This is a genomic window from Pseudoalteromonas sp. OF7H-1 (assembly GCF_022347825.1).
GTDB lineage: Bacteria > Pseudomonadota > Gammaproteobacteria > Enterobacterales > Alteromonadaceae > Pseudoalteromonas > Pseudoalteromonas maricaloris.
This window is the reverse complement of the sequence record NZ_JAKRFX010000023.1, coordinates 43,824-68,384: the sequence shown is the minus strand read 5'-3', so window position 1 is coordinate 68,384 and position 24,561 is coordinate 43,824. Positions and strand designations below refer to the sequence as shown.

Here is a 24,561-nt window from a genome sequence, read left to right as displayed (position 1 = left end):
CTTTTATTATTTAAATTTCCCTTATATTATGGTTATATAGCCTTTTCAAAATGACCACAACAACCCCAAAGAGCAGTCCGAGGATGAGTAATCAATAAAATGCGCAACAATCTCATTTCTGGGCTTATTTTTTCATTTTTGCTGAGCATAAGTTGGCTGACAAAAGCCGATCTTTACGATGCTACCCTCGCCTATCAGAATGAAGAATTCACGCATGCATTTTCTGAATTCAATCGCCTAGCTCAATTAGGTAATGCAGACGCCATGTATAATCTTGGGGTGATGTATTTGTACGGCCAAGGAACCGAACAAAGTGCCGCAAATGCCTTTGCTTGGTTTTCATTGGCTAAAGAGTTCGGTATTGCTGAAGCCTTTCAAACTGCGCAACTCGTTTTGCAGCAATCCGATGACCAAAGTGGCCTAAAAGATTTCGTAACACTTCAAAGAAATCGTTTGGCAGACACCTACTTACTTGATTCAACACTTGCCCAGCTCGAGCAACCCAATATCGTTTCTACGCCGAGTAAAACTCACGATGTATTACCTGACTACCCCGATGAGGCCGTACGACAAGGGATTGAGGGCTGGGTTTGGTTAGAGTTTGATATCGACCAAAGCGGTAAGGCAACCAATATTGAGGTCGTAGATAGCTACCCCAAGCACATATTCACCGCTAGCTTGCTAAATGCGGTAGAAAAGTGGCGCTATAGTGGTCCAAAACAAGCACACACCTTGATTTACCATTTTGCGACATATAAAGGCGAGCAATATCGCGAAACCTTAGCCATTCAAAAGAAGGCCTACGAAAAACAGCTTAAGCAGAATATCGATGCGGCAGAGCGTGGTGTGGCGCAGGTACAATACTATATTGCTAACTGGTTGAGTATGAAAGATTACAATGCGTATCAGCTACTGCGCTACCACTGGCGCTCTGAAGAGCCGGTAAATGAACTATATTTAGCCGCAGCGAAAAATGGCTTGGACTTGGCACAATATCGCTTAGCAACTCAGCTTATCAATGTGGGAGAGCATCGACTTAGTGTACTTTGGCTAGAACACGCAGCACAGACCATGGATATCGCAAAATATCGCTTAGCACGAACACTGCTTACAAACACAGAACAGCAGGATGCTCCACGTGCACTACAAGTACTAACCGAGGCCTCGAATAACGGCCATTTGCGCTCCACACTTTTATTAGTAAACACCTATTTAACTCGTCTCAACGACAAAACTCAGGCCAAGACTTGGTTGCGTCATGGTCTTACCATCGATCCCGAACACCCTGAACTGCTGCTACTGTCTGCCAAGCTTACAGATAATCAGGTAGAGGCCAAGAAGCTTGCATCACAAGCATTGAAGTCGGCATCACAGCGCAATTGGAGTAGTAAAGCAATACGCTTATTCCAGCAAAAACTAGCTAACTAACTTTTTATCTACGCTGAGCTTCGAAACATTGATATCTTCATCGGTCACCGTACTCCAGTAATACTATGTCACTTTCATAATTGTTGATCCGATTGAATATGACCTGACTGCCATCAAAGCTTGCTAGTACCTGTAACTCGGTAAACCCCGCATAAAGGTGTAACCCAATTGGTTGAATTTCTTCGACTTTGTTTTCACTACTTAAATAGCGATAAAGCACCAGTTGGTGACCTCTTTTCAGTACAAAATAAACCCCGTCTCGGTATACTGCTGGCTGGTAAAGAGATAAAGACCCACGTAACTGCTCTACATCAATTGTTTCAGTCAGCGCAGCAACTAGGTATTCCCTAACTTGTTCTTTGTACCCCACAAAGCTTGAGTTCTTCTGAGTCAGGGATAAATCAGACGAACGAGTCACCAGAGGTTGTTGCTCACTGCGCCCTTGAGATACGGTAAATTGCCATGCCTGCCATTTGGCCTCCGTAGAGAGCTTCGCTCGATAATACAGGTTTCTACCATCCTGTGACCAATGCAAGTCAGCAACTTCGGCAAAGTTATCAACTACTTTTTTCACTTCTTTAGTAAAAGAGCTTATTAAATACACTTTATGCGACTTTGATAATACGGCGAGATATTCGTTATTAGGCGACAGCAAGAGCAAAATAGGCACTTCTCCCAGCGGCATAGTACCAAGCAAACTCGATGTTGGTCGAAAAGCATGTTTATGCCACAGCTCAAATTGTGGCGCATCATTATTTTTGGCTGTCACCGAGGCATATACAAAATGTGCGCCATCATCAGACAAAGCAGCAAGTAAGTCCATCCTTGCGGGCGACGTCAACTGCTTTTGCTGTGCTTCGCTTTGTGCATCTAGAGCGAGCTGATAAAAATTAATTTCAGCCACGCCCTCAGTGTGCGCCGAAGCACGCAAATGCGCATTAACATCAATCTCAGATATCGCACCAAATCCGGAGTATAACAACTGCTGCTCACGACCTTTCAGTACACTCAAGTTTTGTTTAGCGATAATAACCGTATCGTCCTGATAACCATGACTCAATGCCGAAAAAGACTGCTTGGAGAGTGTGGTAGTTTGCCTTTCAGGGTCCCCAAGTTGCCCCAGATTAAGCCGATAAACGCCCTGCTCTTTTACCTGATACAACAGCGCTTGTTGGTTAACTTGATAATGTGTTACATCGCGAATAGGCAACGCCGTAGTGTTGAGCACTTTAGGATGATTATCCGCAAAAGTGACCGCTACAGATTGCAAATAGGTCCCACCTTTATCCCAAGACTTAGTGATAAAATGACCCGCTCGATATTCAAGCCAAGGCGCTGAGTCTTGTGCGCTATTACAACTGCCAAGCACGCTATCGCGCGCTAGTCGCCACATTTCTATTGGAGCTTTCACGTGTAACGCCCGTACTTCACAGGAAACCGGATCCGAGCGCGAATAAATCAGCCAGTTACCATCTAAAGACCAACTTGCCGACTCTTCACTATAACCGCTGCTTTTTATCGTATGGGTTGTTTTGGTCTCAAGATCATAGACCGCCAAATCAAATTGATCGGCTCCCTCAGCTAAATAGCTGTAAGCTAAATAGTTACCATTTGGAGAAAAGCGCACAAAGACTTCTGCACCCGGCGAGGATGTGATCCGAGTTGCAGTGACGGGCAGCTGTTGCAATTCATTTTGCCACTGCTTAGCCATAAAAACGCCAAGCAAAGTCACCACCAGACCCATAAAAAACCCGAGCAGCGCAAATTGTGCGCCACGCCCACGAGACAGCTCCTCTACTTGCTCAAGTAGCGTCGGGGCTTTTTCAATTTGTGCAATGCATTGATAACCTAGGCGTGGTACCGTTTTAATTATTTTTGGCTCGTTAGAACTGTCACCAAGCAGCTTACGTAGCTGTACCACCAGCTGGCTAACAGAGTTATCACTGACGATAGTACCGGGCCATACGATATCTAAGATAGCGTCTCTGGTAACAACCTGTCCCTTATTAGCAATCAATAGACGCAATAATGCCGCATGCTTCGCTTCGATGCTTCTCCAAGAACCGTCAACACACACAGATAAATTACTCAGGTCGACAAGTATCTCATTGATTAAAAAACGTTTATCTAAGTTTTCAACCATCAACTACTAAAAATTTGTAAAACTATGGTTAGGCTCGTAATAAAAGCGTATTATGAGTATCAACTAAAGGTAACTTACTCGTATTATAAGTTGAGCACAATGTCAGAATTTCTCATCCGAACAGTTTCTTGTAGCGCATTCTTTATCACAGCTGCAAGTTATGCCGTTGAGCAAAATCAGACAGCTGAAAATACCATAGAACGCATCGAAATCCGTGCCTTCCATGACAGCGTTGTCAAGTCTCTCAGTAATAAACGCCACAATCAACAAGTTTCAGATACGATCAGTGCTGAAGACATAGGTAAGTTTCCAGATAAAAACGTCGCAGAGGCGCTGCAACGGATCACCGGTATCTCACTCTCTCGAGCACAAGGTGAAGGTGAGCGGATCGGCGTGCGAGGCACAACCCCCGAGCAAAATAGAACCTATTTGAATGGTCAATATCTCGCCTCCGCTGATTGGTGGATCTCAAGTCAGCCAAGCCGAGGCTTTAATTTTACCTTATTACCCAGTGAAGTCGTCTCTAGCCTTGAGGTGTTCAAAACACCACAAGCTATGCAGGATGAAGGGTCGTTAGGTGGTGCAATCAATATAAAAACCCGCGACCCTCTGCTTACGCCTTCAGGCTATGGCGTTGTAACGGCCCAGTTCCAATACAGTGACTTGAGCGATAAACTCGATCCACAATTATCTGCAATTTATAACTACCATAGCGAAAGTGGCGACTATGCTGTGCTTTTTACCGCAACACGACGAGATCGCAGCCTCAGACGCGACGGCCTAGAATCGTGGGGGTGGCACGATAGAACGTTATACCAAGGTGATGATGATACTTGGTATGCCACCCAGCAGACTCCACAAGATAAAAGCCAGACGTTATGGTTTCCAGGAGGTGGGGGTTCCGCGATTTTTCAGCAGCAAAGAGAGTTACAGGCTTATACAGTCAATGCCGCGTTTCAGCTTTCCCCACGACTTAGGTTAAATAGTCACTTACTTTATTCTCATCTAAATGCAGACAACAACAATCAAAACTTTCTCTGGCAAAGTGCAAAGTCTATTGACCTAGGCGGCGGAGTAACCGATTTACAAGTACAAGATGGTACTTTGGTGAGCGCCCACTATTTACCCACAGCAGCGCCGTTCAATACCAGCATGGAAGCCATTTGGCGAGACTCGCAGATCAGCACCAAAAGTGCCCATCTAGACTTGGTCTATGATGGCATTTATTGGTCAAGCCAGTTTCAAGTGGGTCTAAGCCACGGCTCTGGTGGCACCAAAGAAGACGTCACGTCACAGTTTTCTGCTAACACCCGTTTTCATGTCGATACGTCAATGCGAAAAAACATCGTCGCAAGTTATGGGATTTCACCGTTAGATGCGGCGAGTTGGTTTATCACCGAAGCTCGAAATGACAGCCAAGATGGCAAAGATAAATCATACTTCGCGCAAGCCGATTTTGCGTACGATATCGACTTTAAACAGGTCGACGCGATTAAATTTGGCATTAAACTTAAGGACCATCAACGGGACTTTTTGCGCTATCGCTCCAAAGATGGAGGGCTTGATGGTTTAGCCGGCGAGCTTGGCACTACACTGGCCGCCTATCCGGGCACTTTTGTGGATGATTATTTGCGCGGCGTAGGTAGTGCAAACACCTTAAAAAACTACAGTTATGCCGATATTACACTGCTCGCCAAAGACTTCGATACGCTCAATTTTGAACAAGAGATAGAAAAAGCCAGTCGTTTTCATATTACAGAAAAAACCGCCGCCGCTTACGGTCAAATGCAACTCGCTGGTGAATCCTATGCAGCCAACATTGGGGTACGGGTGGTCAAAACCTTTCAAGACTCTGCCGCATTTAAACGTGTCGCTTCCCCCATCGAAGCGCCCGACAGCTATGTTTGGCATGAAGAATCTCGGGATTACATCGATATTCTACCCAGCGCCAATATCAAGTTTGATTTAAGCGAAAGTCTGGTTGGCCGTTTTTCCGTTGCACGCGTCATGTCACGAGCACAATTTCATCATCTTATGCCCTCAACCAATTACAACGTAACCCAAGCTCAAGGACAAGGTGGTAACGCCAGCTTAGATCCATATAGAGCGGCGCAGTTTGATGCCAGCCTTGAGTGGTACTTTGACGATGCAGGACTCGCCTCAATCGCCTTATTTAACAAAGATGTGGAGTCTTTTATTGAGTTTGAGCGAAAGCTTGAGCGTCATGAAGGTATTTTGATGTCTATCGATAGGCCCAGTAATGGCGCTGGCGGCAGTATCCGTGGCGTTGAACTAAGCTACCAGCAAACACTTGCGTACGGATTTGGGTTAATCGCCAATTACACCTACGTTGATGGCGAACGTGACAACGCTGACGTTGGCTTACAGGACAAAGTGCCAGGCACCTCAAAACACAGCGCTAACCTCACCGCTTACTACGAGAACCACCAATTTAGCGCACGGCTTAGCTATAATTATCGAACCCAGTTTGCCACCGGTGTAGGCGAGACCATGATGGATAACTACGGCCAATTAGATGGCAGCCTAACGGTGAAATTAAGTGATAACCTCGATGCGCAATTTGAGTTTATTAATTTAACCGATGAACAAATCTATACCTATGATCGCAATGAGTACGCACCAACAGGGATATATGTGAATGGTCGGCGCTACTACGCAGGGCTAAGATACCAATTCTGATTTGCATGATAATTGCGCCTGTACAAACCCTAAGAATAAATCTAGCTTTGCAGAATGCTCTCGTTTCACTTTGTATATGGCATGCAAAGTAACTTCGGGCCTATTTTGCTCGGGAAACAGCTCAACCAAAGCGCCCGAATCAATATCCCGTTGGCAGAAATAAGACGGTAACATGGCAATCCCCAATCCTGCCAACACCGCCTCTCGAATGTGAAAGCGACTATTCGCTATCAAATTACCTTGCAGAGCATAGCTTCTAGTTCCGTCATGCCAACTATCTTCAACATGGTTTAGTTTAGATAACAACATGTTATGCCTACTCAGTTCGTCCAATTGCTCGGGCTTCCCGTGCGCCGCTAAATAGCTGGGTGTGGCAACAAAAGTCGAGTTTATATTGATCAATTTCAAGACATAAAATTGACTGTCTTTGAGCGCAGCTGAGAGCCTAAACGCGACATCAATCTCATCTTCGATTAAATCCTGATTTGCTGCGGTAAACATCAGCTCTAACTTTATTTGCGGATAGCGCTTTTGAAAATCGATACAAATTTGGCTCAGTAGCATACGCCCTATCGTATTTGGAAAGGTTATTTTTAGATGACCAGATTGATGCACTCCAACCTGTTCGACTTCTTCTTCCAAATCGCGTAGCGCGCGCAGGATCTTTTTCCCTTTTTCGTACACCAACTTACCGGCATCAGACAATGCGAGTTTACGGGTTGTTCGATTTAAAAGTACTTGTCCATAAGACGACTCTAGCTGAGCTATCGATTTACTCACCGCGGATGTCGTGGTACCGAGCTGCTCTGCAGCTCGGCTGAAGGAGTGCTGCTCAGCGACACAACATAATATTTTAAGTAAGTGAAGTTTATCGTATTCCTTTCTCATTATTTCCTCTTGGGAAAAAGTCTTTACACCAAATGAATATATATTAACTAAAAATAAAAAGTAAACTTAACTCAAAAGAAAATAAAGGACATCAACATGATCACCACGTCGTGCCACTGCGGCCAGATCCACTATCGTATTTTCACCACGACAACAGCCAACGAAATATGCGCTGGTGTGCAGTTTATTCAGGCTCATGGTCTTATCGAAAATCCCTGTAAATCTCTCGAACGATTTGTGGTGCCGCATTCGAAAGCTCAAACTATTCAAGAGCATGGTTTTTGCAAACACTGTGGTGCTTCTATCTACATCATGGATGACAAAGGCAACATTTCGTATGCACTTAATCACCTTATGCCGTTTCAGGCTGATTATTCAGGCGTGCTGAATTTTGGCCTATAAAAGATAGCTGCTTCACTTTATCAGGCTTAACCGACAATTAATCGCAAACATTGGTTTTTATTCTGGTGACAAGTAGAATGCCTAAAAACTTCATCTTGAAGTTACAACAAGTGAATGAAAATTTAGGATAAATAATGAAACTACTTAAGTCTGCTTTGGCTTTAGCAATGGGCTTCACCAGTGCTGCAAGCCTCGCAAGCGATACCATCACTATTGAAGACATCCCAAAGATCCAATCGGTAAGCTCAACGTCGGTGAGTCCTGACGGCGAACTCGTTGCTTTTACTCGCTCTGTACCGCGCGAGCTTTACGTTGACCAAAATGGTTCTAATTACAGTGAACTTTATGTGATTGACGACGAAGGTGTAGAGCGCCCATTTATCACCGGTAAAGTGAGCATCTCAAGCATCTCTTGGTCGGCCGACGGTCAGTTCATTTATTTCCTAACCAAGAAAAAAGAAGACAAGCAACGCGCCCTTTATCGCATCGCGGTAAACGGTGGGGAAGCACAGAAAGTGCTTTCACTAAAAGGAACTGGGATCTCAGCTTATAGCCTAAGTCCTGATGGCAAACAGGTTGCTATCCTTGCTATGCCAGCTGCCGATAAGTCAGAAAAAGAGCTGAAAAAGCTTGGTTTTATGGCTGAAGTGTATGAACTGGGTTTAAAGAACAAACAGCTTCATATCATTGATCTTGCAGCATCAGAAAAACCGTTAACTCCAGCGGCACTGAACATCGAAGGCTATGTTAGTGAAATCAACTGGGCTGATGATGCCTCTAAGTTACTGGTAAAAACCCAGCCTACAGCGCTTATTGATGACAAGTATATGAAGTCACAATGGCATGTACTTGATGCGAAAACACAACAAATTACCACGTCATTCAAAACAGAAGGTAAGCTTGGTACCGCAGAGTTTTCTCACGATGGTAAATACATCGCGATTTTAGGCGCTGAAGACAAGCACGACCCGGCAACTGGTCGCTTATACCTTGCCGATGCACAAAGCGGCAAAGTAGAAGAGTGGATCCCAAACTTTATGGGTCACATCGGTGATTTTGAGTGGTCAAACCGTAAGAACCAGCTGACTTTTGTCGCAAACGTCGGCGCTGAAAGTTTTGTTGGCCAAATTAAAGTTGGCTCAAACAAATACAAGAAACTTATCAAAGAAGGTAAGTTTATCGCATCGAATCTATCAATCTCTGATTCAGACAAAACCATTGCCCTACGTGCGAATACAGCTAAGCACCCTAATGAAGTGTTTGTGATCCGCTCAAGCAAGGCAACTCGTCTATCAAACTCAAACCCGTGGTTAGACAACAAGCGTTTTGCAAAACAAGAGGCTATTAACTTCAAAGCCCGCGATGGTGTTGAAATTGGTGGCGTATTAATTTATCCACTTGATTATCAAGAAGGTATGCGTTATCCACTGATCATGTCAGTGCACGGTGGTCCTGAAAGCCACGATAAGAATGGCTGGCTCACGAGCTATTCAGATCCAGGTCAAATGGGCGCAGCACGCGGCTATGCAGTATTCTATCCAAACTACCGTGGTTCGACGGGTAAAGGCGTTGATTACTCAAAACTTGGCCAAGGCGACTACGCAGGTAAAGAGTTTGACGACTTAGTAGATATGAAAGAATACCTAGTCAATACCGGTTTAGTAGACACTAAGCGTGTTGGTATTACTGGTGGCTCTTACGGCGGTTATGCCTCTGCTTGGGGTGCTACAAAACTAACTGAACACTTTGCGGCAAGCGTGATGTTTGTTGGGGTAACGAACCAACTATCTAAGTTTGGTACTACCGATATCTCAAACGAAATGTACCTAGTGCACGCTCGCTCTTACCCTTGGGATAAATGGCAGTGGTACCTAGAGCGCAGTCCGATTTACTGGGCTGGTCAATCGAAGACGCCATTACTAATTATGCATGGTAAAGATGACCCACGTGTACACCCAGCACAATCTATGGAGCTATATCGCTATATGAAAGTGCAAGGTAAAGACGTACGTCTAGTTTACTATCCAGGCGAAGGTCACGGTAACCGCAAAGCAGCGGCTCAATATGACTACAGCTTGCGCTTGATGCGCTGGATGGACAACTACCTAATCGAAGGCAAAAAAGACATGCCAGATTATGAAATTGACCACGCGGCGAAGCTAAAAGCCGTTAAAGACGCGAATAAATAAGTAAGCTAGCTTATTGTTTGAGGGCGCTAATTTGCGCCCTTTTTTATCAAGGAAAAAAGATATTGCAATTAACTACAATCAAACTCGACACCGAGCGATTCACACTTAGACCCTTAACCCCACAAGATGCAGAAGCGCTATTTGCCATATTCTCGGACGCAGACGTCATGCGCTATTGGAACACGCCACCTTGGGAATGCCTTGACGATGCAACGCAATTTATCAAGCAATCACATGAAGACTTGACTACACAACAAGCGATCACACTGGCCATTGTTTCGAAAAGTGATGAAACAGTAATTGGCAAATGTTTACTGTTTAGCTGGGATAAAGAGTCACGTCGCGCCGAAATTGGCTTTGGTATTGCCAAATCTCACTGGGGGCAAGGTGTAATTCAAGAAGCGGGCTCAGCACTCATTGACTATGCTTTTTCAACACTGCAGTTGAGGCGTATTGAAGCTGAAATTGATCCTGCTAATATCGGCTCAGCCAAAGTGCTAACAAAACTTGGATTTACTAAAGAAGGTCACTTACGTGCTCGCTGGGAAATTGCTGGTGAAGTCTCAGACTCTGCACTATTCGGCTTACTTGCAAGCGACGTACATTAACCAAAGTGATAGCCTTTTCCCTAAACTTAATCACTTTAAATCAGCGACATACTTAATGTCGCTTTGAGAACTAACCACCAATATATTCTATCGACTAAAGCACTTTGATTTTTCACATTCCGCTGTTAACATAACATCCCCAAAAAGGAAACAATCACTAAACTTGTCTTGAATTTGACAATCTACTTTGTTGATCTCACTACTTAAGGAAAGCAAAATGATAAAAAATGCAGTCGTGCTAGGACTCATCTTTAGCGCCCATACTCTCGCCTTTGACCTCGAGAATACATACCCAACCACTGAAATAAAATACTTGGATGACGGCACTGAAATCTCTGTACCTTTTCATGTCAAGGGAGAAGCAACCAGTGCAGTCCTGGGTTTAATTAATGCAAAACGAGCAAGACGATTTTTATGGAATGACGGTTGGAAAGTTGTTACGCCAAAATGTGATGGCAAAAGCTCCGGAAAAGGTATTGCGGCTTTTTACACTCAAAAAATCACAGAAAGTCCAGCAGGAGCATACAACGAAACGGTCGCAACGTTTTTTATTCAACGCAGAAATACGCCAGATCTCGACTTACCTTGTCCAAGCGACCTGAACTCCCTTGAAGCACAAGTAAACTATGCAATGGCTGCATTTACAACTATCAATACTGCTAATGCTGAAAAGCAGTCGATGGGGCTCCCTCACGACTACGCCTCATTCAACTTTCATTTGATGTTGGACAATGCAAAAGCGGTTGAGGCCGGTGAAATATGGGGTTACCCCAAACAATTGGCCCAAGTTGACATCACCCTAAGTGAAAATACACATCGTCTTGAGCTGGCCAAGAAAAATGGTAAGCCTTTACTCAGTGCTGAATATCAGCGCAAAATTGGCACAAACACACCACTATACTCGGTCGGTGACAACGTTGTGCCCAGCTTTAACCTTCCCGATGAGTCTAAGATCCCTCAACTAAGTGGTGTATTGACCTCAGCTAGCGGCTGGATCTTGCCTTTCGTTGGTAAGTTTACGATTCACTCGCCAAAAAGTGTCACCACGCGATTTTTACGCAAAACGCAGTTTACTCCTATCGCGGTATTAGAATTCACTAACGTTGAAGGCGTTGCGCTACCACTTTACGATAGGTAACCTTCATTAGTATAGGCAGAGGCTTAACGGCCTCTGCATTTTAATTACCTTTGCTTGTATTGCGTTTTGCAGTATCCGCGATTTACCGCTTTGCTTCTAAGTTTACTATGCTTTGTATTACGGCCATTTACTCGTTGCCGCCATAGCTTAAAACTACTGGATTTTAGGCTACAACGCATCAACTTGATCACGTCAGGCTCGCTAAGCTCAAACTGTCGCTCGATAGCTTCAAATGGCGTCCTATCTTCCCACGCCATTTCAATGATCCTGGAAATTTCTGAGTCACTAAATTGCACTTGCTTAATCTTGTTGTGTTCTAATCAGAATCACACATACGCACCGAGTGCCAAAATAGATTAAAAATACTTACGACCAATCAATATTCCCATCGCAATGCCAATAGGCAAGGTGTACATGATTTGCCCTGATGCAACGCCCACGGCTGTGCCTATTCCCGCGCCGATAGCGAGCCCCAAACCTATTTTTCGATTGGCATTTTGTTTATCACATTTCATTGACTATTCCATCATCTAAACCAGTAGTTAATGTGGCAAAGTAATGAAGTAATGTAAACCACCTTATTTGCTTAACAATCAGTACCCTTCACGCTTAAACCAAGCCTGTAAAAACTCGATACATTGAAGCACCGCGGCTGGCACAAATTGGCGTGCTGGATATAGTGCATATAAGGCGAGTGTAGGTTTATCAGCATGCTGTAAAATACTAACGACCTCGCCCTTTTCAAGTGCTTCTCTACAGGCAAATTCAGGTAAAACCCCTATGCCCAAATGGCTTTTAATTGCCTGCAACATAAAAAGGACATTGTTCACTTTAAGGGAGCCTTTTATTCGCACACCTTCGTCTAATGGCCATAAGTTCTTGCGTTTTGAATAGCTGTATTCAAAACAATTATGATGAATTAAATCTTGTGCTGAATCGATTTCAGGGTGACTCGCTAAATATTGTGGTGAGGCGCATACATGATAGCTAAATTGAGTAATTTCTTTTCCTATATAACTTGAGTCGAACGGGCGACTGGAAGCCCGAAAACCTAAATCGAACCCCTGTTCAACTAAGTCGATATCCTCATCCCCTAAATGTATTTCAAGATCGACATCAGGATACGCTTGCATAAAGTCGGCGAACATTGCTGCCAAGTCAGTGATCCCAAGCACCATTGGCACATTCACTTTTAGCTTGCCTTTTGGTGCTTGCTGCGACTCTTGTATGAAGGTATCTGCATCCTCTAACTTATTGAGAATATCCCTAGCACGTTGTAAATAGCCTTCTCCAACATGCGTGAGCTGTAAATTGCGCGTGGTGCGATGTATAAGCCGCGCACCAAGCTCAGCTTCTAGTCGGCTGATCTCCTTACTGATCATGGATTTGGACGTATTATATTGCTCTGCAACACGAGTAAAACTGCGTACCTCAGCCAGTTTTACAAACATTTCTATCGCTCGTAGCTTGTTCATACTTTCCTTGATTATTGTTTCCACTATGTGAACTCTTGGTTCTCATTGTAGCTATATATCAAACAACATCTAGTTTATACACTGAGCTTGTCTTTTAGCCAATAAGGAAAACCATTATGTATACGTTATATTACTTACCAGGTGCTTGTGCGCTAGCAACGCAAGTCATATTAAGAGAACTAAAACAACCCTTCGAACTTGTTGACAAACGCGGTGTTGATAACTTTTTAGCCATTAACCCAACAGGTAAAATCCCGGTTCTTAACGATGGCGAAAACAGCTTAGTAGAAGGAGCTGCAATCTTACTTTATCTACTCAATAAACACGAAAATAGCCTTCTTCCTCGAGCTGATGTTTTTCAAAAGCAACAAGCGATAGAAAACATTCTGTTTGCTAATGCTACGATGCACCCGGCTTACAATCGTCTGTTTTTTGCCACCGGTGCGATTGCTGACGAGCATGCACGCCAGCCATTCTTAGAAGCGGCAGCGGTTGCCATCAACGAATTATGGGTGTTAGTCGAGAAAAAGTTAGCGCAGCAAGCATTTTTAGGCGGCGATCAGGTTTCCGCTGCGGATATCATGCTGGCTGTATATGCGCGTTGGGGCGCCTATTTTCCAGTTGACATTGTCATTCCAGAAAAAGTCAGCAAACTGTTAGCTGCAGTTGAGGCAAGGCCCAGCTTTATCGCCTCAATAGCAGCTGAACAAGCACACAGTACAGACGTATGAGCTTAATATGACTAAGCCTATTTTCAAACTACAGGATTTAGACAAAGTAACTGCGGTTATTCAACAATATTTTGAAGGGCTACACCAAGGAGATATTAAAAAGTTAGATGCGATTTTCCACGCTGACGCGGTGCTCAAAGCTCCAGGGATGAGGCGCACAAAATCACAGTGGCTAGATTTGGTCTCATCTCGACAAACGCCCGAAAGCCAAAGCGCTGCTTTTAATTACCGTATTTTGTCGGTGGATGTTGTAAACCATCAAGCAATGGTCAAGCTGTATTGCCCACTATTTGAACATCACTATATCGACTTTATCGGTTTACTTAAGGAAGATGAACAATGGCGTATCGTCAACAAAATGTATGATGATCTGTAGGAGATAATCAATGCCTATCGTCAATATTAAAATCACAAAGGAAGGCGTTACACCTGCTCAGAAGCAAGCCTTAATAAAAGGTGCAACTCAGCTTATGGTGGATGTCCTTGATAAAGCGCCACAAGTTACTTTTGTCATTATAGAAGAAGTTGAAACTGACGACTGGGGAATAGGGTTTGATCAAGTCTCTATGTTGAGACAGCAAAACTTAAATCCTAAATAACGCAATAAAAAAGAGGCATCAAATGGTGCTTCTTCACCTGCAAAGACAGTTTTCTTGAAAAAGAATCTTATAAAATTCAGGTAAATAAAAACTTTTTTAAAAAAGTTTCTTGAAAAGTATTTGCCTCGTCCATAGATAGTATTGTGAGGACGCCGACAGGGTCCCAACCTAAACTAAGTAAATGTTTTATATGCTATTTATTGGCTTTAATTGAAGCAATAAATAGCTTAATTATCGCTTTATGAGGATACAAATTATGCGTACAGTAGACCTATCTCCACTTTATCGTTCATTCATCGGTTTTGACCATTTAGCACAGCTAATGGATGCAGCATCACGCAACGAAAAGCAACCAAGCTTTCCACCATATAACATTGAAGCCACCGGTGAAGACAAGTACCAAATTACCATGGCTGTTGCCGGATTTACCGAGCAAGAGCTTAGCCTTGAGTCAGAAAACAATACTCTGACAGTCAAAGGCGAAAAGCAAAACAAAGAAGACAAAGCTGAGCGTAAATTTATCCATCAAGGTATCGCAGAGCGTAACTTTGAGCGTAAATTCCAACTTGGCGATCACGTCAAGGTGATTGGCGCAGGACTTGAAAACGGCCTGTTAGTCATTGACCTTGAGCGCGAGATTCCAGAAGCACTCAAGCCAAGAAAGATTGAAATTGGCAAAGGCAATCTCATCGAAAATAAATAATCGATTAAGGTCACTTCCCCCTGTTTTTACATGATGTCACGTTTCCAAGTCGCCCTCGGGCGACTTTTTTGTTTTGAGTAGCTAGTTTACCCATTTTATAGCGTTGAGTACGTTTTAAACTAGCAGCGTTAAACTCAGTTCTAATCGCCAGCTCAATTCGACTTGCCTACAAAGTGTAGGCACCTTAGTGCGAGCAGGAAGCGCAGTTATCTCCAAAGCGTTCTGAACAGCAAACTGGTATCTATAGATAATTTGGGGTCGCTCCCACTGGCGTTCATCTCAAGACATCCAACATACAATTCATAATAAAACACCGATAACAACAGTTACGCCAACATCTATGGCTCTCTTGCCAAGTTAGCAGTCATGATCACCGCAATATTGTTAAATACTTCTACTTGTTCGTGAGATAGGCCAGTACACATTTTTTGTATCAACTCAGCCTCTATGACAAGCATTCGTTTCAATATCGCTTTGCCATCCTTTGTTAAACCTAAAAAATGGCTTCGAGTATCATTTGGATTTTTTGTCTTTTCTATTAACCCCTTCTTTGACATCTCTTTAATCAATCTTGCTAATTGACTTTTATCTCTATCCATTAGTTCTGACATCAGAGCAGCTGTACAGTTTTCTGTTCTATTAATTAGATGAAGCGACTGAATTTCCATCGGTACCATATCAATCCCCTGCTCTCTAACTGCTTTTAAAACTAGAGATTTAAACTTAAAGGTTAATGCTAAAAAGCTATCTGGAAGTTCTCTGTTCAAAATCCACTCCTTCATTGGTTGACATTATCAACAATAACACCTAACCTTTACAGCATCAATAGTTGATAATATCAACTTTAATGGAGAGGCGATTATGAATTTAATTAAAAAGGTACTTGTTGCGGCCCCTATGGTAGTCGCATTGGTGGGTATATTAACTTTCGTGATGACCTATCAAAATATAGGGTTTACCAACCGGTTTGTTGAGCAATGGCTGACCTCTACTTTATTGTCTGCCACAACTATTGCTCCAATTGGCTTTGTCATGGTTATGGTAATCTCAAAGGTTGCTGAATCACTGATGCCAAACACAGCAAAGATCATTAAAAATACTGTGATTGGTATATCAATGGCCAATATCATGGAAGGAATTATGGCCGCGGTTACAACTATTAATAATGTCCCTTACAGATCCATGAGTGAATTTATCAACACTTGGTTTCATGCATTTACCATCGCGCTGCCTGTCGGGTTATTAATTTCAGTTTTTATGACATTGACTGTGAAGCCTCGCCTTGAACGATTTATGGCTAGCTGAAAAAGAAGCTTGTTATGAGATACAAATACATTAAAGCTAATAGCGCAGAAACTCATCGTCTTGTTGGTGGAGAAATAACATCACTACTTGTTACGGGAGAAGATACCAACAATAGAGTCTCAATATTTGATAGCCTGATACCACAAGGCAATGCCGCACCTTGGCACTACCATGAAATAGATGATGAAATTTTCTATATCATCCACGGCTCTATAGAATTTGGTGTTGAAAATGAGGTTATTACTGCAGGTAAAGGTGACTTACTTGTGGCTGGTCCTAATGTTAAGAGGCGCTTTAAAGCGTTGACCGATAGCCATTTACTTGTCATAAATTTACCTTCAGGACCGTCGGAAAATTTTATTCGAGATATCGCAAGGTTGTCAGATGGAACAGCCTTGAGTAAACAAGAGAGACTTAAGTTTGCCAAAAAGTACAAAATTCATTTTTGTTAGCTTGCGCTGCCACAGCTAATGATTGAAAAATATCAACTTTAAGTGCTATCCACAGAGTTACATTTAACACCTTACAAAAATCAATACACTCAAAACAAAAAAAGCTTGGCTATTAAGCCAAGCTTTGGGTGCGGTGCGAATAACCGCCTTACTCTTACCGACTATGATCCTTCACTTTACTTCCCTAATGACATCCAAATTCTCAATTTGGAGCTCAAAGATTCTGATAGCGATGCCTCGCTGTAAGTATTCCTTTATACCAGTTTGTTTAAACGTGCCCGAAAAAAGCGCTTAGTTGAACAAATCAGTAGTGTTGCCAGTTACTCAACAATAATCATAATCTTTGAACTCTATTCCCTGCTCCCTGACATCAGTTCCTTTTCCTCTGTCACTCCTTTGCGCAGGTAAATTTACTTTTCCAGCTCTAATTAGCCTTTAAAATTTGCGAGTTCTGATTCACTTAGCTCGCCATTTGCATCAACGTCTAGCGCTTTAAATTGCTCTGCAAGTGCAGTATGCGCTTGTGCTTCACTCATGCTGATTGTGCCGCTTTGATCTGTATCTAGCGCCGCGAAGTCTTCACCCGCCATTACATTAACAGACGCGAAAGATAAACCTGTGATTGATAGTGCAATTAGTACGTTTTTCATCATTTATTCCTCAAAAATTTAAATACTGTTCGTTTCATGAAATTAGAGGGCTATTACTTAGCCTTTAAAATTTGCGAATTCTGTTTCGCTTAGCTCGCCGTTTGCATCAACGTCTAGCGCTTTAAATTGCTCTGCAAGTGCAGTGTGTGCTTGTGCTTCGCTCATGCTGATTGTGCCGCTTTGATCTGTATCTAGCGCTGCGAAGTCTTCACTCGCCATAGCATTAACAGACGCAAAAGATAAACCTGTGATTGATAGTGCAATTAGTACGTTTTTCATCATCTATTCCTCAAAAATTTTAAACTCTGTTCGTTTTATGAAATTGGAGGGCTATTACTTAGCCTTTAAAATTTGCGAATTCTGTTTCGCTTAGCTCGCCATTTGCATCAGCGTCTAATTCTTTAAATTGCTCTGCAAGCGCCGAGTGTGCTTGTGCTTCGCTCATGCTGATTGTGCCGCTTTGATCTGTGTCTAGCGCCGCAAAGTCTTCACCCGCCATTGCATTAACAGACGCGAAAGATAAACCTGTGATTGATAGTGCAATTAGTACGTTTTTCATCATTTATTCCTCAAAAATTTAAATACTGTTCGTTTCATGAAATTAGAGGGCTATTACTTAGCCTTTAAAATTTGCGAATTCTGATTCACTTAACTCGCCGTCAGCGTTACCGTCTAGCTGAGTGAATTGCTCAACAAGATTTGGATTTACTTTCGCTTCGCTCATGCTAATTGTGCCACTACCATCGGCATCGTACTTGGCAAAGTCGTCACCAGCCATTACATTAACTGATGCCATTGACAGGCCAGCAAGGGATACTGCTACTAGTAGATTTTTCATCATATTCTCCTTAAAGTTCAGTCTTGACGGAGAGTCCGAAGACTCACCGATATCGAGCTTTTAAATTAGCCTTCAAAGTGCTCGTACTCTGACTCGCTCAGCTCGCCGTTACCGTCAACATCAAGAGTCTTGAATTGCTCAGCTAACTTAGGATTAACCTCTGCTTCAGCCATGCTGATTGTGCCGCTGCCATCAGTGTCGTACTTTTCGAAGTCGTCCATCGCCATTGCCGATGCTGAAACCAATGTCATACCTGTGATTGATAGTGCTGCTAGTAAATTGTTCATGATCTTCTCCTTAACGATTAAAGTGATGTGATAACTCGGCAAATTACCCTTCGTAGTTATCAAATTCTGCTTGGCTTAGTTGACCATCTTGGTCAGTATCTAGCTCCTTAAATTGAGCAAGAAGGCCTTCATCTACTTTTGCTTCTTCAATAGAGATGTAACCGTCACCATTCATGTCTAGTTTGTCGAAATCAGTGTTTGCATGTGCACCTACTGATGCCAAAGTCATTACTGCTGCTGATACTGCGATTGCTAGATTTTTCATCGTGCTTTCCTCATAAGATTAAAAACTAAATTCTGTGTTAAACGTTTTGCTATTAAAGCTAAAAACTGATTTTGCATTTGTTTTTGCGTTTCGTTTTTCGCTTTCGAGATAACTATTCCAACTTTGATGCCAAAATTGAAAAAACACGGTTTATCAACGAGTTAAGGAAAACCACATGAAAAGATTAAGGTTGGATTAAGGCAAGCTGTTGCTAAATGGCAACAGTTAAAAAAGCGAAAAATAAAAAGTCTTTATTTTTCTTAAAGTTAGATTGTCGCAGCTTTGCAACAGGTAAATTTTTGGATAGAAAATTTTGCAAATCTCGCAACGCCATTTGATTGAAATTTGTGCACCCTTTTAAAGGATTTAGCATCGTGAAAAAAATTTTTTCTCAGTCATTACAAAAACAGGCACTTATTGCCATGTTTATTGGTGTGCTACCAATACTCACACTGACTTTGTGGTACGCCCAAGCACTATCCAAAAACCAACAAAAAACACAGGATATTTATAATAAAAATCAAAAGCTTATTCTTGAATACAATTTTGTAAAAGCGGATATCAGTGCGCTTGAAAAAGCACTGCAAAATAACCAGCTGTTGCAAAGTGAAACACTGCAAGAAAGCATCGAGCAGAAGTGGCAAAACACCAAAAAACGCATTCAATTATTAAAAATAAACCTACCCGATTCGCTGTTTGTTGCTAAATGGCGACAATTCGCTCCCGATGAGATCAATGCCACTTCAAAAGCTGAAGAGTTCCAACAATTGGTTAAGGTGCTTAATCAATTCGAGGAAAGCTTTCAGCAAACACTTAATAAGCGCTTATCTGATCAAGAAGCTCATTTCGTGCAACTGCAAACATGGTTTATGTTCGGTCTCGTTATCTTGCTACCCACCCTTATCGTGATCAGCATCTTTTTGATCAACCGGATTTGTCAGCAGCTTAATCAGGTAGAATCTGCGGTATCTGAAGTAGGTAAAGGTAATTTTGATAAGTCGGTAGAACTCTCTGGCAGCCATGAATTGCAGCAGTTGGGTGACAGGTTAAATTGGCTAAGACTCGAACTTAAGCGTATTCAACAACAAAAAGAAACCTTCTTGCGCCATGTTACTCATGAACTTAAAACCCCTTTGGCATCGCTAAACGAAGGAAGCAGCTTATTAAATAGTGGATTGCTTGGAGATGTTAACCCAAAACAACAACGTATTCTCATCATTATGGAAAACTCTGTTGCAAAGCTTGGATCATTGATCGATGATTTGCTCAGCTATAGCGCGGCCAGTCACCCTGATAGCCTACATCACGACGCCGAAATGAATCTTATCCAAGAAGAAGTCTCAAAACATCTTAGCGATAAGCTAGGAAAGACTGATGTGATAGTGAACTGGCAAAATCATGATGAGCTAAAAGTACCTTATCTTCCGTGCAAATTAGTGTTAACTCAGTTAGTGAGCAATGCCATTGATCACGCTAAAAGCAATGTCACTATTTCAATTGAAGAACAAAATGGCGAAGTATTGTTGATAGTCCGTGACGACGGTGATGGCATCGACATCAATGAAGCCGATTCATTATTCCAGCCATTTGTTCGTGGTGAGAAAAATAAAAATAATAATGGCAGTGGCTTAGGTTTAGCCATTGTCTCTGAGTGTGTGAAGCAATTAAAAGGCTATGTGAAATGGCTATCAGTAGAATCTGGCGCCAGTATTCAAGTCGCCTTTCCAAAAAGGGATCCAAAATGAAATACATCGCATTAAGTATCACGCTATTTTTGCTCAGTGGTTGTGCCACAACAGAGCAAAACGTCGAGCAAACAAAGCAGTTTATTGGCCCTGTAAAAACAGAAACCAGCGCTAAGTTTGTGCCTTTAGCTGAGTTGATCAAAGCCTTAGTCAGCCAGTGCGCTAAAAAACATAACGTGACATTTAACGATTACTATAAAGGTGCGCTGCACTTACAAGGCTTTATTCACACCTATTGCGGTACCGACTCAACCACCAAGCAACTTAAAGCCATTGAAGAAGTAAAACTACAAGATTATTGGCCAGACGATTACAACATTTGGTTTGAATCGCTAGCTTGGCACACTCAAAGCCTTCGTGAGCAAAAAATCAGTAATTATTACTCTGACAATAAGGCGCAACAGCACCAAGAGCAATTGTTACAAACCCAAAAGCAGCTTGCCGAGCTAAAACAAAAGCTTGCCGACATAGAAAAACAACGTTTAGAAACCGATCTTTCTGAAAACCCATCACTTGAGGAGGATTCACTATGAGTCAAACACAACAAGGCGCAAAGTTACTTTTAGTGGATGACGATACGTCTTTAACTGAGCTACTGGCCATGCGTTTAGAAAGTCACGGCTACGAAGTTGAAGTTGCGCACCGCGGTACGCAAGCGTTAAATATCCTCAAGCAAATGCCTATCGACTTGGTCATCACCGATTTGAAGATGGCACACATGAACGGCTTTGAACTTAATGAGCAAATAAAGAAGTATTATACCGGCATGCCCGTTGTGATGATGACCGCTCACGGCTCTATTCCTGACGCTGTTGACGCCATGCAGCAAGGCTTTGTGAGCTTTTTAACCAAGCCCATTGACTCTCAACAAATGCTCGATGTCATCAATGAGGCGCTTGCAGGAAAAGTGAGAACCGCACAAACTTCGGATCCAAATAACTTCCATGGATTGTTATTCCAAAGTGCCGCAATGCGTCAATTGGTACAACAAATTCAAGCACTTGCCAGCAGTAACGCAAACATCCTCATCCAAGGCGAGAGCGGTACCGGTAAAGAAGTAACGGCAAAAGCAATCCATTTGGCCAGTAACCAAGCGCAAGGCCCATTTATTGCGATTAACTGTGGCGCAATGCCCGCCCACCTGTTGGAGTCTGAACTATTCGGTCATAAAAAAGGCGCGTTTACTGGCGCCGTGAGTGACAAAGAAGGCTTAGTACAAGCAGCAGATGGTGGCACCCTATTCCTCGACGAAATTGGTGATATGCCGCTTGATTTGCAAGTTAAGCTACTGCGTGTTTTACAAGAGCGAACCGTTCGTCCTGTGGGCGGCCAAACCGAGCACAAGGTCAATGTTCGTTTTGTCTCTGCAAGCCATAAGAACATTCAAAGCGCCGTTGCGGAAAAGCAATTTCGTGAAGATTTATACTATCGCTTAAACGTAGTGTCTGTTGAAATCCCAAGCTTAAGAGAGCGATTGGAAGATATTCCACTACTTGCATCACGCTTCTTAAGTGCACTTAGCGATGGCGAAAAGCAATTTAACCAACAAAGTATTACGCATTTGTTGAATTACCATTGGCCGGGCAACATCCGTCAGCTCCATAATATTGTGGAGCACTGTGTTGCTATTACGCCAGGTAAAATGATCACTGAAGATATCGTACAAAAAGCCCTGCCTAAGGATAAAGAACAGAATGCGTTTACGGGATTAAATGAAGCGAAACGCCAGTTTGAGTATGACTACATCCAAAAAGTACTGGCACTTTGCGAAGGGAATGTGTCGGAAGCTGCAAAACTTGCACAACGTAATCGCTCTGATTTTTACAAATTACTTAAAAAACATGAGATCCAATGCTAAACCTATTAGAGGGGTAACATTAGCTTTAATTTCTAATGTACGTTGCTTGGTCAAATTTACCATTGCAAAGTGCTTGTAATACGGACTTTAACGAGCCACGCCCGTGGCTCAGATTTGCCCTGAGAATATGCGCTCCTGCTAGGAGCATAATAAAAACACTCGGATAGTTAAGGGTTGTCTGTATGAAAATGCGCAAAAAGCTCATTATTAGCTTTGTTCTCACTGTGATCATTCCTATTTTAGCGATTTCTGTGGTCAGCATTTCTCAGACCAAAAGCGACTCTCTTGATAAATTCCTTGATGCTTCTGGCAATGAAATAAGGCAAGCCGAGCAGTCTTTTGTACTGTTTTTTGAGCAGATGAAGAAAAATGCGCGCTTCCTCGCCGAGTCCAAGGCTGTGCAACAAGTGGGTCAAGACACTACCACTTATTTTGGTGCAGAAAAACCGATGACTCCGCTACAGAACGGCCAAACCGAAAGCAATATTTTTGAGCTTTATCGGGCATTTGGGCAAACCCACGAAGAATTATTGTTTGTATATCTTGGCACCGGATCCGGTGGTTTTATTCAGTATCCTGCGGAGCCCCTTGGCGATTACGACCCAAGAAAACGCCCTTGGTATCAAAATGCCTCTAAAGATCCCAGCAAAGTTATCCTTACCGAACCTTATCAAGGAGTAACGGGACAAGCTATGGTTTCTGTTGCCACAGGTATAAAACGTGACGGCAAAGTGATTGGCGTGCAATCATTAGATGTAACACTTGCTACACTGACCGATATCGTTAGCAATATTCGACTCGGGGAGTCAGGATATTTAATCCTTCTTGATGCCGAAGGCACTGTACTTGCCGATCCTAAAAATAAAAATCATAACTTTAAACACATTAAAGATCTCACCAGCCCACTTTACAAGGCCATTCGCAGCGCCACAAACGAACCCTACCTCACTATTGAAACTGATAATAAAACCTATGATGCTAAGATTTATCGCTCTGACACACTCGGTTGGCAATTTATCGCAGTGATCGATGAAGATGAAATCTTAGCTTCAGCTTACGATATGACGATTAGTATTACTATTATCGCAGTCATCATGGTGATTTTATTTATTATTATTGCAATAACACTTGCCAATAAAATAGTTGAACCTATTGAAATGGTGTCTGATGGTTTAAAAGAAATAGCACAAGGTGAAGGCAACCTTTCCAAACGTTTAAAAGTCGTCACCAACGATGAAATTGGAGAGCTGGCCACGTGGTTCAATAAATTCTTGGACTCAATTAATTCGCTCGTAAAAGATATTCAAAGTAATGCCTCAACATTGAATGATGCTGCATTAGGATCACAAAAGAGTATCAACGATATCCGTAATCAATGCCATACGCAGGCTGAAGACTCTGCCAGTGCTACCACGACCACTGAAACCGTAGAGCAACTTGCCACTGAAATAAGTGAAAGCTGCGGTCATACTTTGGAGGATGTTGTCACTGCGGACGGACACGCACAGCGTGGTAACAGCACAATAGAAAGTACAGTATCGCAGGTTGCGAGGCTTAATCACTCGTTGGCTGAGTCCGCCAACGCCATGAACCAGCTCGAAAGTGAAAGCCAAGATATCACTAATATTTTAGGCGTGATCCGTTCTATCGCAGAGCAAACCAATCTTTTAGCATTAAATGCAGCGATTGAGGCTGCCCGTGCAGGTGAACAAGGTAGGGGCTTTGCGGTGGTTGCTGATGAAGTAAGAACGCTTGCACAGCGCTCACATGACGCTACACAGGAAATAGAGCAAGTGTTAACCAACCTCATCGCTCAAACGAGGATGGTATCAGCCCAAATGACATCAAGCGTAAGCGAATCTGAGACGACAATCAAACAATCACAAAGCGCGCAGCAAGCATTTACTGACATCGCTCAGGCTGTATCAAGGATTAAAACATCGGTTTCAAATATAGCGTCACAGGCCTCATTACAAGGAGAAAATGCAGGCCACACTAGACGTTTGATTGACTCGGTGGATGTTTCTGTACGACAAGTTGGAGAAGAAACAGCCGCATTAAATGCAGGCGCTGACCAATTAGTTAGCTTAGCTAAAGACTTAGAGCGTTTGGTTGGCCGCTTTGATATTGACTGAATAGAAAACTAATATCTTGTTT

28 protein-coding genes are annotated in these 24,561 nt (G+C 42.7%); 16 read left to right on the top strand and 12 right to left on the bottom strand.

Features of this window, described 5'->3' with window-relative positions:
- The first annotated feature begins 99 nt into the window (after window positions 1-99).
- The gene (locus tag MHN30_RS21565) at window positions 100-1,428 is read left to right on the top strand and encodes an energy transducer TonB (protein WP_239361095.1); all 1,329 of its coding nucleotides are present in this window, start codon (window positions 100-102) and stop codon (window positions 1,426-1,428) included.
- A gap of 37 nt (window positions 1,429-1,465) precedes the next feature.
- Here the strand turns inward: MHN30_RS21565 and MHN30_RS21560 are convergent, their stop codons facing one another.
- Complete coding sequence (locus MHN30_RS21560) at window positions 1,466-3,571, bottom strand: winged helix-turn-helix domain-containing protein (RefSeq protein WP_239361093.1); 2,106 nt, start codon at window positions 3,569-3,571, stop codon at window positions 1,466-1,468.
- A 99-nt stretch (window positions 3,572-3,670) separates the two neighbouring features.
- On the opposite strand from MHN30_RS21560, the gene MHN30_RS21555 reads away from it, so the two are divergent.
- Window positions 3,671-6,271 (top strand): TonB-dependent receptor, encoded by a 2,601-nt coding sequence (locus tag MHN30_RS21555; protein WP_130165963.1) that lies wholly within the window; start codon window positions 3,671-3,673, stop codon window positions 6,269-6,271.
- Here the strand turns inward: MHN30_RS21555 and MHN30_RS21550 are convergent.
- A complete protein-coding gene (locus tag MHN30_RS21550; RefSeq protein ID WP_130165962.1) occupies window positions 6,254-7,159 on the bottom strand; it encodes a LysR family transcriptional regulator in 906 nt (301 codons plus the stop codon). The two genes, MHN30_RS21555 and MHN30_RS21550, sit on opposite strands and share 18 nt — an antisense overlap.
- 96 nt (window positions 7,160-7,255) lie before the next feature.
- On the opposite strand from MHN30_RS21550, the gene MHN30_RS21545 reads away from it, so the two are divergent.
- The 4 genes from MHN30_RS21545 (at window position 7,256) to MHN30_RS21530 (ending at window position 11,496) form a co-directional block, all read left to right on the top strand.
- Complete coding sequence (locus MHN30_RS21545) at window positions 7,256-7,561, top strand: hypothetical protein (protein ID WP_010379315.1); 306 nt, start codon at window positions 7,256-7,258, stop codon at window positions 7,559-7,561.
- Window positions 7,562-7,695: 134 nt separating this feature from the next.
- Window positions 7,696-9,750 (top strand): S9 family peptidase, encoded by a 2,055-nt coding sequence (locus tag MHN30_RS21540; protein ID WP_130165961.1) that lies wholly within the window; start codon window positions 7,696-7,698, stop codon window positions 9,748-9,750.
- A gap of 62 nt (window positions 9,751-9,812) precedes the next feature.
- Entirely contained in the window at window positions 9,813-10,358 is a 546-nt protein-coding gene (locus tag MHN30_RS21535; RefSeq protein ID WP_130165960.1) for a GNAT family N-acetyltransferase, read from the top strand.
- 217 nt (window positions 10,359-10,575) lie between these two features.
- Window positions 10,576-11,496, top strand: a complete 921-nt coding sequence (locus MHN30_RS21530) for an acetoacetate decarboxylase family protein (protein ID WP_130165959.1) — start codon at window positions 10,576-10,578, stop codon at window positions 11,494-11,496.
- Window positions 11,497-11,540: 44 nt separating this feature from the next.
- On the opposite strand, the gene MHN30_RS21525 is transcribed toward MHN30_RS21530, so the two are convergent.
- The 3 genes from MHN30_RS21525 to MHN30_RS21515 all read right to left on the bottom strand — a co-directional run bounded on the left by MHN30_RS21525 (window position 11,541) and on the right by MHN30_RS21515 (window position 12,971).
- On the bottom strand, window positions 11,541-11,792 hold the full coding sequence (locus MHN30_RS21525; RefSeq protein WP_130165958.1) for a TIGR03643 family protein: 252 nt from the start codon (window positions 11,790-11,792) through the stop codon (window positions 11,541-11,543).
- Window positions 11,793-11,852: 60 nt separating this feature from the next.
- A complete protein-coding gene (locus tag MHN30_RS21520) occupies window positions 11,853-12,011 on the bottom strand; it encodes a hypothetical protein (protein ID WP_019647622.1) in 159 nt (52 codons plus the stop codon).
- Window positions 12,012-12,089: 78 nt separating this feature from the next.
- Window positions 12,090-12,971: a LysR family transcriptional regulator gene (locus tag MHN30_RS21515; RefSeq protein ID WP_130165957.1), complete on the bottom strand. Its 882-nt coding sequence runs from the start codon at window positions 12,969-12,971 to the stop codon at window positions 12,090-12,092.
- 116 nt (window positions 12,972-13,087) lie between these two features.
- Here MHN30_RS21515 and MHN30_RS21510 point away from each other — a divergent pair, with 116 nt between their 5' ends.
- From MHN30_RS21510 to MHN30_RS21495, 4 genes are all read left to right on the top strand, one after another.
- Window positions 13,088-13,702, top strand: a complete 615-nt coding sequence (locus MHN30_RS21510; RefSeq protein WP_239361091.1) for a glutathione S-transferase family protein — start codon at window positions 13,088-13,090, stop codon at window positions 13,700-13,702.
- Window positions 13,703-13,709: 7 nt separating this feature from the next.
- Window positions 13,710-14,078: a nuclear transport factor 2 family protein gene (locus MHN30_RS21505; protein WP_239361090.1), complete on the top strand. Its 369-nt coding sequence runs from the start codon at window positions 13,710-13,712 to the stop codon at window positions 14,076-14,078.
- Window positions 14,079-14,088: 10 nt separating this feature from the next.
- Window positions 14,089-14,301, top strand: coding sequence for a 4-oxalocrotonate tautomerase family protein (locus tag MHN30_RS21500; protein ID WP_239361089.1), 213 nt, complete (start codon window positions 14,089-14,091; stop codon window positions 14,299-14,301).
- Between the two features lie 256 nt (window positions 14,302-14,557).
- Window positions 14,558-15,004: an Hsp20 family protein gene (locus tag MHN30_RS21495; protein WP_010379331.1), complete on the top strand. Its 447-nt coding sequence runs from the start codon at window positions 14,558-14,560 to the stop codon at window positions 15,002-15,004.
- A 338-nt stretch (window positions 15,005-15,342) separates the two neighbouring features.
- Here the strand turns inward: MHN30_RS21495 and MHN30_RS21490 are convergent, their stop codons facing one another.
- Window positions 15,343-15,771, bottom strand: a complete 429-nt coding sequence (locus MHN30_RS21490; RefSeq protein ID WP_239361088.1) for a MarR family transcriptional regulator — start codon at window positions 15,769-15,771, stop codon at window positions 15,343-15,345.
- A 94-nt stretch (window positions 15,772-15,865) separates the two neighbouring features.
- On the opposite strand from MHN30_RS21490, the gene MHN30_RS21485 reads away from it, so the two are divergent.
- Together MHN30_RS21485 and MHN30_RS21480 are read left to right on the top strand one after the other, a co-directional pair.
- Window positions 15,866-16,309 (top strand): DUF2798 domain-containing protein, encoded by a 444-nt coding sequence (locus MHN30_RS21485; RefSeq protein WP_239361087.1) that lies wholly within the window; start codon window positions 15,866-15,868, stop codon window positions 16,307-16,309.
- A gap of 14 nt (window positions 16,310-16,323) precedes the next feature.
- Window positions 16,324-16,761: a cupin domain-containing protein gene (locus MHN30_RS21480; RefSeq protein ID WP_239361086.1), complete on the top strand. Its 438-nt coding sequence runs from the start codon at window positions 16,324-16,326 to the stop codon at window positions 16,759-16,761.
- A gap of 428 nt (window positions 16,762-17,189) precedes the next feature.
- Here MHN30_RS21480 and MHN30_RS21475 read toward each other — a convergent pair whose 3' ends face one another.
- The 6 genes from MHN30_RS21475 to MHN30_RS21450 form a co-directional block, all read right to left on the bottom strand.
- Entirely contained in the window at window positions 17,190-17,411 is a 222-nt protein-coding gene (locus MHN30_RS21475) for an EF-hand domain-containing protein (protein ID WP_119232709.1), read from the bottom strand.
- 57 nt (window positions 17,412-17,468) lie between these two features.
- Window positions 17,469-17,690, bottom strand: coding sequence for an EF-hand domain-containing protein (locus MHN30_RS21470; RefSeq protein WP_239361084.1), 222 nt, complete (start codon window positions 17,688-17,690; stop codon window positions 17,469-17,471).
- Between the two features lie 58 nt (window positions 17,691-17,748).
- Entirely contained in the window at window positions 17,749-17,970 is a 222-nt protein-coding gene (locus MHN30_RS21465; protein ID WP_130165975.1) for an EF-hand domain-containing protein, read from the bottom strand.
- Window positions 17,971-18,027: 57 nt separating this feature from the next.
- Complete coding sequence (locus MHN30_RS21460) at window positions 18,028-18,249, bottom strand: EF-hand domain-containing protein (protein ID WP_130165974.1); 222 nt, start codon at window positions 18,247-18,249, stop codon at window positions 18,028-18,030.
- A 65-nt stretch (window positions 18,250-18,314) separates the two neighbouring features.
- Window positions 18,315-18,536: an EF-hand domain-containing protein gene (locus tag MHN30_RS21455; protein WP_239361083.1), complete on the bottom strand. Its 222-nt coding sequence runs from the start codon at window positions 18,534-18,536 to the stop codon at window positions 18,315-18,317.
- A 43-nt stretch (window positions 18,537-18,579) separates the two neighbouring features.
- A complete protein-coding gene (locus tag MHN30_RS21450) occupies window positions 18,580-18,801 on the bottom strand; it encodes an EF-hand domain-containing protein (RefSeq protein ID WP_239361082.1) in 222 nt (73 codons plus the stop codon).
- A gap of 374 nt (window positions 18,802-19,175) precedes the next feature.
- Here MHN30_RS21450 and MHN30_RS21445 point away from each other — a divergent pair, with 374 nt between their 5' ends.
- The 4 genes from MHN30_RS21445 to MHN30_RS21430 all read left to right on the top strand — a co-directional run bounded on the left by MHN30_RS21445 (window position 19,176) and on the right by MHN30_RS21430 (window position 24,539).
- Complete coding sequence (locus MHN30_RS21445) at window positions 19,176-20,546, top strand: sensor histidine kinase (RefSeq protein ID WP_239361081.1); 1,371 nt, start codon at window positions 19,176-19,178, stop codon at window positions 20,544-20,546.
- Window positions 20,543-21,079: a hypothetical protein gene (locus MHN30_RS21440; RefSeq protein WP_239361080.1), complete on the top strand. Its 537-nt coding sequence runs from the start codon at window positions 20,543-20,545 to the stop codon at window positions 21,077-21,079. The genes MHN30_RS21445 and MHN30_RS21440 overlap by 4 nt, the downstream gene beginning before the upstream one ends.
- Window positions 21,076-22,404 (top strand): sigma-54 dependent transcriptional regulator, encoded by a 1,329-nt coding sequence (locus tag MHN30_RS21435; RefSeq protein ID WP_017217572.1) that lies wholly within the window; start codon window positions 21,076-21,078, stop codon window positions 22,402-22,404. Before MHN30_RS21440 ends, MHN30_RS21435 begins: the two co-directional genes overlap by 4 nt.
- Window positions 22,405-22,586: 182 nt before the next feature.
- Window positions 22,587-24,539 carry a methyl-accepting chemotaxis protein gene (locus MHN30_RS21430; RefSeq protein WP_239361079.1) on the top strand — a complete coding sequence of 651 codons (1,953 nt, stop codon included), beginning with the start codon at window positions 22,587-22,589 and terminating at the stop codon, window positions 24,537-24,539.
- Window positions 24,540-24,561 lie beyond the last annotated feature (22 nt).

Excerpts from the sequence above, each read along its gene's own strand:
- MHN30_RS21565 (WP_239361095.1), top strand. The coding sequence starts at position 100 with ATGCGCAACAATCTCATTTCTGGGCTTATTTTTTCATTTTTGCTGAGC.
- MHN30_RS21560 (WP_239361093.1), bottom strand. The coding sequence starts at position 3,571 with ATGGTTGAAAACTTAGATAAACGTTTTTTAATCAATGAGATACTTGTC.
- MHN30_RS21555 (WP_130165963.1), top strand. The coding sequence starts at position 3,671 with ATGTCAGAATTTCTCATCCGAACAGTTTCTTGTAGCGCATTCTTTATC.
- MHN30_RS21550 (WP_130165962.1), bottom strand. The coding sequence starts at position 7,159 with ATGAGAAAGGAATACGATAAACTTCACTTACTTAAAATATTATGTTGT.
- MHN30_RS21545 (WP_010379315.1), top strand. The coding sequence starts at position 7,256 with ATGATCACCACGTCGTGCCACTGCGGCCAGATCCACTATCGTATTTTC.
- MHN30_RS21540 (WP_130165961.1), top strand. The coding sequence starts at position 7,696 with ATGAAACTACTTAAGTCTGCTTTGGCTTTAGCAATGGGCTTCACCAGT.
- MHN30_RS21530 (WP_130165959.1), top strand. The coding sequence starts at position 10,576 with ATGATAAAAAATGCAGTCGTGCTAGGACTCATCTTTAGCGCCCATACT.
- MHN30_RS21520 (WP_019647622.1), bottom strand. The coding sequence starts at position 12,011 with ATGAAATGTGATAAACAAAATGCCAATCGAAAAATAGGTTTGGGGCTC.
- MHN30_RS21515 (WP_130165957.1), bottom strand. The coding sequence starts at position 12,971 with ATGAACAAGCTACGAGCGATAGAAATGTTTGTAAAACTGGCTGAGGTA.
- MHN30_RS21510 (WP_239361091.1), top strand. The coding sequence starts at position 13,088 with ATGTATACGTTATATTACTTACCAGGTGCTTGTGCGCTAGCAACGCAA.
- MHN30_RS21505 (WP_239361090.1), top strand. The coding sequence starts at position 13,710 with ATGACTAAGCCTATTTTCAAACTACAGGATTTAGACAAAGTAACTGCG.
- MHN30_RS21500 (WP_239361089.1), top strand. The coding sequence starts at position 14,089 with ATGCCTATCGTCAATATTAAAATCACAAAGGAAGGCGTTACACCTGCT.
- MHN30_RS21495 (WP_010379331.1), top strand. The coding sequence starts at position 14,558 with ATGCGTACAGTAGACCTATCTCCACTTTATCGTTCATTCATCGGTTTT.
- MHN30_RS21485 (WP_239361087.1), top strand. The coding sequence starts at position 15,866 with ATGAATTTAATTAAAAAGGTACTTGTTGCGGCCCCTATGGTAGTCGCA.
- MHN30_RS21480 (WP_239361086.1), top strand. The coding sequence starts at position 16,324 with ATGAGATACAAATACATTAAAGCTAATAGCGCAGAAACTCATCGTCTT.
- MHN30_RS21475 (WP_119232709.1), bottom strand. The coding sequence starts at position 17,411 with ATGAAAAACGTACTAATTGCACTATCAATCACAGGTTTATCTTTCGCG.
- MHN30_RS21470 (WP_239361084.1), bottom strand. The coding sequence starts at position 17,690 with ATGAAAAACGTACTAATTGCACTATCAATCACAGGTTTATCTTTTGCG.
- MHN30_RS21465 (WP_130165975.1), bottom strand. The coding sequence starts at position 17,970 with ATGAAAAACGTACTAATTGCACTATCAATCACAGGTTTATCTTTCGCG.
- MHN30_RS21460 (WP_130165974.1), bottom strand. The coding sequence starts at position 18,249 with ATGAAAAATCTACTAGTAGCAGTATCCCTTGCTGGCCTGTCAATGGCA.
- MHN30_RS21455 (WP_239361083.1), bottom strand. The coding sequence starts at position 18,536 with ATGAACAATTTACTAGCAGCACTATCAATCACAGGTATGACATTGGTT.
- MHN30_RS21450 (WP_239361082.1), bottom strand. The coding sequence starts at position 18,801 with ATGAAAAATCTAGCAATCGCAGTATCAGCAGCAGTAATGACTTTGGCA.
- MHN30_RS21440 (WP_239361080.1), top strand. The coding sequence starts at position 20,543 with ATGAAATACATCGCATTAAGTATCACGCTATTTTTGCTCAGTGGTTGT.
- MHN30_RS21435 (WP_017217572.1), top strand. The coding sequence starts at position 21,076 with ATGAGTCAAACACAACAAGGCGCAAAGTTACTTTTAGTGGATGACGAT.
- MHN30_RS21430 (WP_239361079.1), top strand. The coding sequence starts at position 22,587 with ATGAAAATGCGCAAAAAGCTCATTATTAGCTTTGTTCTCACTGTGATC.